Annotated in this window: 8 protein-coding genes and 1 tRNA gene; 8 read left to right on the forward strand and 1 reads right to left on the reverse strand. The window is 62.2% G+C overall.

Going from position 1 to position 10,928, the window contains the following annotated elements; translation table 11 throughout:
• The first annotated feature begins 179 nt into the window (after positions 1-179).
• Positions 180-1,562, forward strand: a complete 1,383-nt coding sequence (locus HRF45_05095; GenBank protein MEP0765905.1) for a hypothetical protein — start codon at positions 180-182, stop codon at positions 1,560-1,562.
• Between the two features lie 102 nt (positions 1,563-1,664).
• The gene (locus HRF45_05100; GenBank protein MEP0765906.1) at positions 1,665-2,987 is read left to right on the forward strand and encodes a M28 family peptidase; all 1,323 of its coding nucleotides are present in this window, start codon (positions 1,665-1,667) and stop codon (positions 2,985-2,987) included.
• 258 nt (positions 2,988-3,245) lie between these two features.
• Here HRF45_05100 and HRF45_05105 read toward each other — a convergent pair whose 3' ends face one another.
• Positions 3,246-4,388, reverse strand: a complete 1,143-nt coding sequence (locus HRF45_05105) for a cytochrome C (GenBank protein ID MEP0765907.1) — start codon at positions 4,386-4,388, stop codon at positions 3,246-3,248.
• A gap of 355 nt (positions 4,389-4,743) precedes the next feature.
• Here HRF45_05105 and HRF45_05110 point away from each other — a divergent pair, with 355 nt between their 5' ends.
• The 6 genes from HRF45_05110 (at position 4,744) to HRF45_05135 (ending at position 10,923) form a co-directional block, all read left to right on the forward strand.
• Positions 4,744-6,009, forward strand: coding sequence for an amidohydrolase family protein (locus HRF45_05110; GenBank protein MEP0765908.1), 1,266 nt, complete (start codon positions 4,744-4,746; stop codon positions 6,007-6,009).
• A gap of 53 nt (positions 6,010-6,062) precedes the next feature.
• On the forward strand, positions 6,063-6,482 hold the full coding sequence (gene ruvX / locus HRF45_05115) for a Holliday junction resolvase RuvX (GenBank protein ID MEP0765909.1): 420 nt from the start codon (positions 6,063-6,065) through the stop codon (positions 6,480-6,482).
• A complete protein-coding gene (mltG, locus tag HRF45_05120; protein MEP0765910.1) occupies positions 6,472-7,464 on the forward strand; it encodes an endolytic transglycosylase MltG in 993 nt (330 codons plus the stop codon). Before ruvX ends, mltG begins: the two co-directional genes overlap by 11 nt.
• Positions 7,461-8,027: a YqeG family HAD IIIA-type phosphatase gene (locus HRF45_05125; GenBank protein MEP0765911.1), complete on the forward strand. Its 567-nt coding sequence runs from the start codon at positions 7,461-7,463 to the stop codon at positions 8,025-8,027. Before mltG ends, HRF45_05125 begins: the two co-directional genes overlap by 4 nt.
• A gap of 134 nt (positions 8,028-8,161) precedes the next feature.
• Positions 8,162-10,636: a type I DNA topoisomerase gene (gene topA / locus HRF45_05130; GenBank protein MEP0765912.1), complete on the forward strand. Its 2,475-nt coding sequence runs from the start codon at positions 8,162-8,164 to the stop codon at positions 10,634-10,636.
• A 211-nt stretch (positions 10,637-10,847) separates the two neighbouring features.
• Positions 10,848-10,923, forward strand: a tRNA-Ala gene (locus HRF45_05135).
• Positions 10,924-10,928: the final 5 nt, after the last annotated feature.

Genomic DNA, 10,928 nt, shown 5'->3' on the forward strand with positions numbered 1-10,928 from the left:
AGACGCGAGTAACCACCTGATGAACCAGAGCCAGAGAACGCCAAGGCTGCAGCGACTAAGAACCACATCATGCCGCTAGCTTACCCGTGGGGTCACGGCCCTCCCAACAGGTCGAAACCGACTCGGGTCGAATGTCCATGCATAGGCCGACACCGACCGGCCGGTAGAGGAGAGAACGCATGCTCACTTTCATTGCTATGGCCTTGGTCACGAGCGCCCAGGCGCCGCGAATCCATTCCGTGACAGACATCTCGCACGAGTTCACGTTCTATATGGACGGCCGCTTTCACGGCCAATACATCGGCGAGAACGGCGTGGACGTTCGCAACTGGGGCTCGCTCTGGAAGCAGGACCTGGAGAACGCCAACCTGCTCGTGCTGAGCAGCGGGCAGACGAGGGTGGACTACGACGCACGGTCCATCGCGCACGTGAGAGCGTTCGCGCAGGGTGGCGGGGGTGTGGTCATCCTCTCCGACCAGATCGGGGTCGAACCGGTGAGCATTCAGAAGCTGGTGAAGGCTTTCGGCGCCGAGTTCTTGGCCGAGCGCGCAAAGCAACCCCTCATCGCAGACAAATCGCTCGCGGCGGACAAGGTGGAGTTCTACGGTGGCGGGGTGCTGAAGCTCGGCCCAGGATGGAAGACCTTGGTGCAAGATGCGGCCGACAAGCCGGTTCTAGCACGGCGGACCTACGGAAAGGGCCACGTACTCGTCGGCATCCGCGGGCTCTTCGGCAACCGTCCCGACGCGAGCGACCCCATCAACGCGACTTGGGTGAAGCCGCTGCTGCTGGACCTAGCGAAGGGAAAGAAGGTGGACCCGCAAAAGCCGCTGCAGGGGCAGTTTGCAGAGCTCACGCAGCAGGTCGGCCCTCTCACCGTCGAGTTCAGTGAAGGGATGAAGCCCTTTGCAGACATGATCACCAAGGAGTACCTGGAGGTCAGACCCCATCTAGTCGCTATCACTGGGGTGGAACCTTCGCCCGGCATGATCGGCAGGCTGCTGTTGCTCCCGACGGGCGGTGGCGGCTTCTCCAGCGGCGAGCGGATTGCCATCGGCGCATGGTGGGGCGACTACCCGAAGAACCGTTACCCGATGATAGAGCTGATCGGACACGAGGCCGGGCATTCGTGGGTGCTCCCCTACGCCGAGCCCGTGTGGAACGAGCCCATCGCCACCTATCTGGGCATTCAGGTGGGCAGGCGCATGGGCATGCCCGAGGCCGACGAGACGCTGAAGAAAGCCATCGAGCGGGCGCGGGCCAAGGACCCCGACTTCACGGCTGTGGACATCAAGAAACCCGATGCGCCGAACGAGGTCGTCTGGGGCAAGACGTTCTACATCTTCGAGGAGCTGGAGGCCAAATACGGCCCGGGCGCTATTGCAAAGTACTTCCGTGAGAAGAGGCAGACCCTGAAGCCCGGAAGGTCTGGTTACACGCTCGACGACTGCGTCGCCGTGTGGAGCAGGGCGGTAGGCGAGGACTTGTTCCCGTGGTTCCGGTCCCTGGGCATTTCGGTGTCTGCAGAAGCAACGGACATCCCCATTCTCAAGAATTCGTAACTGGAACGTGCATTCTCGCACGGATCGGGTTATTATGTGTGTGGATGTGCAGGCACCGACGCGGCGCGCGTACGAGCCTCCGCGCGCCATAGGAGGTTGAACATGAAAGCAGTTGCCCTCGCCGCTACGCTCGCTGCGCTAGCCTGCTTCGGCACCCCCGAGCAGGACATCGTCAACGCCATCTCCGCCGATAGGATGATGGACAACATCAAGTACCTTAGCGGAGCCACCTCCTCGATCAAGACACGATACACACCTTCGAGCGGGTGTTTTGCCGCAGCCAACTGGACGAAGGCGTGGTTCGAATCGCTCGGTTACACAGTAACCCTGCAGACGTGGGGCACCGTGGACGGTTATCCTGCGGCGCCGAACGTAATCGCCCGCAAGCCGGGAACGAACGGGACGAATCAGGTTTTCGTCATCTGTGCACACTTGGATTCCGTCTCGAACCAGAACTGGACGAACGCGCCCGGCGCAGACGACAACGCCTCGGGCAGCGCGATCGTAATGGAAGCGGCGCTCCTCCTGCAGAACTACCCCACTGAGTACGCGGTCGAGTTCGTGCTGTTCACCGGGGAGGAGCAGTGGATGCTGGGTAGCAGCTACTACGTGCAGAACCCCGGCGGCAGGCAGTTTCTAGGAGCTATCAACTGCGACATGACAGCATACGAGAAGAACCCCGGTACCCCGATCGTGGTCGCACAGTGCAACTACATCTATCCTCTCGCGGATCTGGTGGCGCAGCTCAGCCAATACTACAACCCCGGCCGAGCGGTGGCAAGACACGAGCAGTGCCCGAGTGATCAGTGGGCGTTCGGCTACGCCGGCATCCCCAACTGCATGGTAGCCGAGGCTACGGCCGACCAAATATGGGGTGGCTCCAATCCTAACTACCATAGGACCACGGACACGTGGGACTACCTGCACCCGCAGTTCCAGCGTGAGTGCGCCATAGCGGCGATTGCAGGAATCGCTCACCTTGCCAACGTGTCGAATGGCATGGCAGCAGTGCTGATGCCGGAGTACGTCGGTGACCGCTCCGCGGTTACGGTAGAGGTCCAGCTTCGAGAGCCGGGACAGACGCAGACCGTCGGCCTCTTCTACCTGCCGCTGACTACCGCTGGCACCTTCGAGCTGCCGGACGACATCCCCGCCGGTACGTGGGACATAGCGGTGAAGGCACCGGGCTGGCTGCGTAGCGTCGCGGCGACCGTCAGCGTCCCGAGCCCACTGGGTGTAACGGTCTTGCTGAAGCCGGGCGATGCTAACAATGATAATCGGGTGGACATGTCGGACCTGAATGCGGTGCTTCTCGCTTTCGGCACCGTTGGTTCGCCGCACACGGACATAGATGGCGACGGGGCGGTGGCACTCGGCGATCTGAACTTGGTACTGGTCTCCTTCGGGGAGCAGGGAGAGCCGTAGCACTCTAGAGACACGTGTGCGCATGCGGCCGTCGAGGGTGTGCCATGCCATCGGATGGTGCTGACATGCGAACCCGAGCCAGGGCGTTGAGAAGGCTGTCAGAGCCCCGACTCTCGGCTGCAGAGAGTACTCTCCCGCGATAGGTTGCGCGTGGATGGCAACTGCAACGTCTAGGCATCCACTCGGACTCTTGCAAACGACGGGGCGCGGGCGGTTTCGCCCGCGCCCCTCTCCGACCACGGCGCTTGGCGCCAAGCACTAGGGTGATAAGACGTAGCCGTCGGACAGCGTCGTCATAAACGCGACGATCGCGTCCTCCTCTTCGTCAGTAAGCCCCAAGTTCCCGAGCTCATCCACGTTTACGTTCTCGGGTACCTCCGGCGGAGGCCATCCCGCTCCGGGCACATCCCTAGTGTTGTAAAAGTGCACGATCTCCTTCAGCGACTTGAAGAAGCCGTTGTGACCATAGGCCTTGACGAACCCAGGATAGGGCCGCTTGTCTACGTTGCGCAGGGTAGGTACCTTCATCAGGCCTTTGTCCTGATCTCGCCCCGTGGTCCAGTAGAGCCCCAGATCTACCCATGCCGCTCCGAGCGGGTTGATGCTCTTCGGCATCTTGTAGAACGGGTTCGCTGGGTTGCGTGGTATGCCTAGGTTGTCATAGGTGTAGTCGGTGAAAAGAGCTTTGTCCGCATAGGGGCCAGGTGTGCTCGGATGGCACTCGGCGCACTTGCCCTTGCCCTCGAACAGCTCCTTGCCCCACAGTTCCTGCGGAGTCAGGTCTACCAGTCCCATCTGGTAATAGTCGAACTTCGATGTGAACTGGTCCGACTCGGGCGACGCCTCGTAAGCCGCAATCGCCGTCGCGATGCGGTGATATGTTCCGTCTACGTCCTTCACGTAGTCGAGCGAGTCGGGTCCGAACACATCTCTGAACAGCATCGCGTAGCCGGAGTGCGCTACTGCGATACACACCTTCTTTGCGTTCGGGTTGTTCTGCTCGAGCGGGTTCAGGAATGGCCCCTTCGCCTGCTCGACGAGGTCGCTGGCTCGCCCGTCCCAGAACTGCCCACCGATGTACATATCCTCATCCGGATCGTAGTGAAACGGGGGACTAAAGGACGCGTACGCCGAAGTCGGTGGCTTTCGGTTTCCGAACCGGGTGTGCACCGCGCCTGGGTACACGACGGTGGTAGCGTTGATATCAGATATCGGGCCGGTGAACCCCGCCTCGGGGGCATGGCATGCCGCGCAGGACTGCCCCGGCGGTGTGGAGAGGTTGGTGTCGAAGAAGAGGTTCTTGCCGAGATCCTCGACCGGAGTGAGGGTCGCTATCCCGATGCTGGCGAGTGCGAGCGAGCTGACCAAGATCGCACTCGCAGCGGGAAGATTGCGTATCATTTTTCGACCTCCCGATGCAAAACCCTTCGAGCGCGATCACGCCCCTATCCTGGGCCGACGTGCGGCCCGGTCAAGCGTGTGCGCTTCGAGGCCGCATGCGCGGTCATCTGTGAAGCAGTACCTCTCGATCCGGCCCGGCGATACCGAGCACCAGCCTCGAATCGACGGCTGCTCGTTGACTGCGCTGCAGTCATTCTATCGCTGGGTCACAAACCTGGTGTAGGACAAGAGGGTAGCGCACTGTAGGGCAATGCCGCGAGATATGCTGGGCAGGAGAACCGCACTCCAACCCGAATGGGGCGCTTGGCAGGTGCCGCCAGGCTGCGCGGCACCGAGGCGGCGAGGAGGTGAGCGAATGGCAGTCACCTACGAATCATTGCGGCAACACGTGGACGCGATCACCCTGGTGGACACGCACGAGCACATCGAGCCCGAGGCAGCCTGGCTGGCGGCTGACGAAGGTCTGGTGGACTTCTCGCGCTTCTTCATGCACTATGCCAGCGTGGACCTCGTGTCGGCGGGCATGCCCGCGACCGACCTAGAGCGCGTGCGTAGCGCCGACACGCCGCTCGACGACAAGTGGGCTCTTTTCGAGCCTCACTGGGAGAAGGCGCGTAACACCGCATACTGCCGCGCCGTCGATATGGCCATCCGGCGGCTCTTCGACCTCCCGGGCCTGAGCCGCGACACGTATCGGCCGTTCGCCGAGCGAATGCGTGAGTGCCGCAAGCCGGGCTATTACCGTTGGGTGCTGAAGGAGAAGGCCAACATCGCAGTAAGCGTGTTGGATGGAGGCACGCTGGAGGTGGACCGGGAGCTCTTCGTGCCGGCCATCCGCTTCGACGATCTCGTGTTCGTCCGCAGCCGAGCCGATCTCAAGGCTCGCGAGTCGCAGTGCTGCGTCTCCATCCACTCGCCGTACGACCTCGTCAACGCGTTGGAAGCGGAGTTTCAGCGCAACCGGGAAGGGGGCATGGCGTGCGTCAAGTCCGGACTGGCGTACGAGCGCACCCTCGCCTATGCCAACCCGTCGGAGGCGGAAGCGTGCCGGGCATTCGAGGTCGCTGTGCACAGCGAGGAGCCGGCAGCCTTCGACCAGGTGAAGCCGCTACAGGACTATGTGTTCCACCGCCTCGTGCAGTTATGCGTGGAGCACGACGTGCCCATGCAAATACATACGGGGCTACAGGAAGGCAACGGAAACTACCTCGAGTGGACGAACCCGCTCCACCTAACAGAATTGCTCATGACCTATCCGGGGGGTCGCTTCGACCTGTTCCACGCCGGCTATCCCTACTGGCGAGAGTTGGCGGCACTCGCCAAGATGTTCCCTGGGGTTCACGCGGACCTCTGCTGGACAAACATCATCACGGCGATCGGCTCGCGCCGCGCGCTCAGCGAGTGGCTGGAGCTGATTCCGGCGTCCAAAATCTTCGCGTTCGGGGGGGACTACCTGTTCGTAGAGGGAGTAGTGGCGCATGCCGAGATGGCTAGGGAGAACGTTGCGCGAGTGCTCGCCCAGAAGGTAGAGGATAACTACCTATCGCACGACGATGCGGCCCGGATCGCCACGATGGTGCTGCGTGACAATGCGCGCAGCTTCTTCCGGCTGGAGTGCTGAAGCAGGTGCACGCCCCGTTCGGCAGCGCTCTCGGACGGTAGAATCGGCCCCGCATGAGATACGTGGCCCTGGACATCGGCGAGCGGCGCGTCGGCATCGCCACCGGAGACACATGCGTCGGCATCGCCTTCCCGCAGCGCGCCCTGGACTTCGGGAGCCACGGCGTGGACCCCGAGGCCCTCGCCGAGGTCGTCCGGACGCACGAAGCCGATGCTCTCCTGATCGGGTTGCCCCTGAACGCCGACGGTGGCGAGACCCCGCAGTGCCAGCCAATCCGCCGCGCGGCCGAAAGCTTGGCTGCGCTGACCGGTCTGAAGATAGTCTTTCGCAACGAGGCACTGACGACTGCGAAAGCCGAAGAGTTCATGGTCGAGGCCGGAGCCTCTCGCAAGCGCCGCGCTGCATCCGGCGACAGCATAGCCGCCGTCGTACTGCTCCAGGAATTGCTGGACGAGCTAGGCCGTGCGACGTAGGCTCGTCCTCGCCCTGGTAGTCGTAGGTCCAATTGCGCTGGCGGGCGCGTGGTTTGCGTGGGCGCTGTCGCCGGTCGGTGGCACGGGTCACACCGCCTTTCCCGTGCGGGATGGGGATGGGTGGTCGGCTGCAATCGAGCGTCTGGCGGAGCGCAAGCTGATTCGTAGCGTGGTAGCCGCGCGAATCTATCTGGCGGCCTCCGGAACGGGACGAAGGCCACTGCATCCGGGCCAATACGACCTCGCTCCCTCACTTTCGACACCCGCGCTCCTGCGGTCACTTGCAGAGCGCAACACGCTGCTCATCCGAATCACCATTCCAGAAGGGCGAAACCAGGCGTGGATCGCGAAGGAGCTGGAGGACAAAGGGATCTGCTCGGAGGCCGAGTTCGCTGCGGTGTGCGCGGAGCCCGAAAAAGTCAGCAGCACCGCGCACTTCCTGAGGAATGTGAAGACCCTCGAGGGCTATCTGTTTCCCGACACCTACTACTTCCGCCCGAAGACCCGGCCCGAGGACGTCGCCATGGTGCTTCTGGCCACCTTCTCCCGGAAGATCAATGAAGCGGACATCCCGGCGGACTTCGATCTGCACCGCTTGGTTACTATTGCATCCATGGTGGAGATGGAAGCCAAGCGGGATGACGAGCGTGCGCTGATTGCCGGTGTCATCGAAGGAAGGCTGAAGAAAGGAATGCCGCTGCAGATCGATGCAACCGTGCTGTACGGCATCGGAGAGTGGAAGTCTCGAGTCACCTACCGCGACCTGGAGCATCCTTCGCCCTACAACACCTATCGTAACAAAGGGCTTCCGCCGGGACCCATCTGCAACCCCGGCCTCGCATCGCTGAAGGCTGCCGCCAAACCCGCCAAGACCGAATACCTCTATTACGTAGCCAAGCCGGACGGTTCTCATCTGTTCGCGCGCACCTTCGCCGAGCACGTTGCCAATCGGCGCAAGATCGCCGTGGAGCGTGCCCAGTGAACGACTGCACGTTCTTCGACCGCTCCAAGGCTCCGAGGCTGCTGCGCCCCTTCTGCCCGAACGTGTACGCGGAGCACGTAAGCGACCTCCAACCGGAGCACCTTTTGGAGCGGGGTATCCGGCACGTCTTCTTGGACCTGGACAATACCCTCACCCCTTGGCGGAGCCGGGAGGTCGCAGACGAGGTGGAGGGCTGGTTGGCGAAGGGCCACGCCGCGGGCCTGCGGTTCTGCATCCTGTCCAACACCCGAAACATGGCAAGGCTGCAGTCGCTATCGGAGATGCTTGAAGTTCCCTACGTACGAGCGCGCATGAAGCCGAGCCGTCGCGGTTTTCTGCTCGGCATGGAGAGGCTGGGCGCGACGCCGAGGGACTCGGCGATGGTCGGTGACCAGCTTTTCACGGACATTTGGGGCGGAAACCGCGTGGGGATGCTCACCATCTGGGTTCGGCCGCTTCACCCGCGAGAGTTCCTTGGAACCAAAATCAGCCGCTTGCTGGAGCGCTGCATTCTGCGTTGGGTTCGGCGAGCCGAATTGCCCCGAGGCACTCTGTCGACCTAGGTGGGAACCTGCCGATACTAGATGCCGAAGACTCCATGCGAGGACGGACGTTGCGGTCGGGCCCTGCTTGACAGGCGGAGGGAAGGCTCGGTAGTCTGCGGGCTCGTGCGGGCCGCACCGCCGACGAAAAGAGAATGCCAAAGCCCCTCATCATTGTTGAAAGCCCTGCGAAGACCAAGACGCTGAAGAATTTTCTCGGCGGTCAGTTCGAGCTTGCTGCGTCCATGGGTCACGTTCGCGACCTACCGCAGAAGGAGTTCGGCGTAGACCTGGACAACGACTTCGCGCCGACCTACGTGCCGCTGCCCGACCGAAAGGAGCATCTCGCCCGTCTGCAAAAGGCGGTGAAGGAAGCCGACCGGGTGTACATCGCCACCGACCCCGACCGTGAGGGCGAGGCTATCGCGTGGCATCTGGAGCAAGCCCTCGACCTGAAGGACCCGCTGCGCATCGAGTTCAACGAGATCACGAAGACCGCCGTCGAAAACGCGCTGGCACACCCGAGGACCATAGACATGCGGCGGGTGAACGCACAGCAAGCGAGGCGAATCCTCGATAGGTTGGTCGGCTACAAGCTAAGCCCGTATCTTTGGCAGTCCATCGGCAATCGCAACCTCAGCGCGGGTAGGGTGCAGTCCGTTGCCCTACGGCTCATCGTGGAGCGAGAGCGCGAGATCCGCGCCTTCGTGCCCCAGGAATACTGGACGGTTGCCGCAGATCTGACTCCAGACACTAAGAAGAATGAGTTCCGCGCGGAACTTCGTGCAAAGGGCGATCAGAAGATCGAGCTGGCAAACGAGGCGGACGCGACCGCTGTAACTAACGAACTGCGTGAGGCCACTTATCTCGTATACAAAGTCTCCAAGGCGCAGCGCAAGAAAAGCCCCGCTCCGCCATTCATAACCAGCACGCTGCAACAGGAAGCATCGCGTAAACTCGGTTTCAGTGCGAAGCAAACGATGCGCATTGCTCAGGAACTGTACGAAGGGATCGAGTTGGGTGCGCAAGGTTCTACGGGCCTCATCACCTACATGCGAACCGACTCGACCCGAGTGGCGGACGAGGCGAAGCGTGCCGCTGCCGATCTGATTCGCGACCGCTTCGGCGCGGACTACCTGCCGAGCGGTGTGCGAGCCGCCAAGAAGGTGAAGGGCGCGCAGGACGCGCACGAAGCCATTCGGCCGACGGACCCTCACCGAACCCCGGATTCGGTCTCTGCCTACCTGACACCGCAGCAGCTCAAGCTGTACGAGCTGGTCTGGAACCGGTTCATCGCCAGTCAGATGGCGGATGCACGCTATGAAGTGACGACAGTGGATATCAAGGCCGGCGAGTATTGGCTTCGCGCTACCGGGAGCGTGATGCTCTTCCGAGGCTTCACCGCGGTGTACTCCGAGGGCACCGACAACGGTGCCGAAGAGCAGCAAGCACCGCTGCCCGAGTTGAAAAAGGACCAGATACTAACACTGCTGGACCTGATCCCCGAGCAGCACTTCACCCAGCCACCCCCGCGCTACTCCGAAGCCACGTTGGTCAAGGCGTTGGAACAGCACGGCATCGGGCGCCCTAGCACCTACGCGCAGATTCTCTCCGTGATCGTGGAGCGTAAGTACGTGACGGTGACCAAACGTGTGTTCGCGCCGACGGAGCTTGGCGAGCAGGTGTGCGACGCGCTGGTCAAGGCGTTTCCATCTACGTTCGACGTGCGCTTCACGGCACATATGGAAGAGGACTTGGACAAGATCGCCGAAAACGGTGCAAACTGGGTCGAAGTTGTACGCGAATTCTACGACCCGATGAAGGACCAGCTGGAAGACGCACTGGGAATCAAGGGCAGAACTTGCCCCGCATGCGGCAGGCCTATGGTAGTAAAGAGGAACTGGCGCGGGGAGTTTCTTGCCTGCACGGGATACCCGGAGTGCAAACAGACCGCGCCCATAGGCCCGCCGCCAGAAGAGACCGATGAAGTGTGCGAGAAGTGCGGCAAGGCTATGGTGATTCGCGTGGGGAGGCGTGGGCGCTTCCTCGCCTGCACCGGGTATCCGGAATGTACGAACAGCAAGCCCCTGCCGGGTGAGGCGCAACGGCCGGAACCGAAGCCCACGGACGAAGTGTGTCCCGAGTGTGGCAAGCCGATGGTGATTCGCACGGGGCGCTCCGGTGAGTTTCTGGCGTGCACGGGATACCCCAAGTGCAAGAAGACGTTGCCGATGCCGGGCGAGGAGCCAAAGGTGCGCGAGTCGGACAAGATCTGCCCCGTCTGCGGGGAGCCGATGGTGATACGCAAGGGGCGTACCGGAGAGTTCTATGCCTGCAGCGGCTACCCGAAATGTAAGAAAACCTTGCCGATGGAGGGAGAGACTGGGGTGCCCTGCGTGGTGTGCGGACAGGGCCAGATGCTGCAGCGGCGGTCCAAACGAGGGCGCACGTTCTACGGGTGCTCTCGCTATCCTGAGTGCGACAATACGACGTGGGACCCACCTACCGGCGAGAAGTGCCCTGTGTGTGGTGGCTCGCTGGTGGAGAAGACCCTGAAATCCGGTACCACCATCCGCTGCAGCCGCAAGGGATGCTCCTACGTCCGCGAACCCGCCGGAGTGGGAATATAAGACTTCGTCGAGTTGTCCATGGCCCCTGGGCACTTCTCCTTCGCTAGCTAATGACGAGGGTGGGGCAAAACCCCAGGCGTTCTGTGCACGGCACTCATGTTATCTCGAAGTAGACGTCCGGTATACCGCCTCGCGGTTCGGGGGTTGATCTCGGACCATCCCGGCGGTTCCGCGTGCTCGGTACGAGCACCTAGGGCCTGAACTCCATGGTGGGGATGTAGCTCAGCTGGGAGAGCGCTGCAATCGCACTGCAGAGGTCGTGGGTTCGAATCCCATCATCTCCACCAGGTTC

It is taken from the genome of Fimbriimonadia bacterium, from assembly GCA_039961735.1.
Lineage (GTDB): Bacteria > Armatimonadota > Fimbriimonadia > Fimbriimonadales > JABRVX01 > JABRVX01.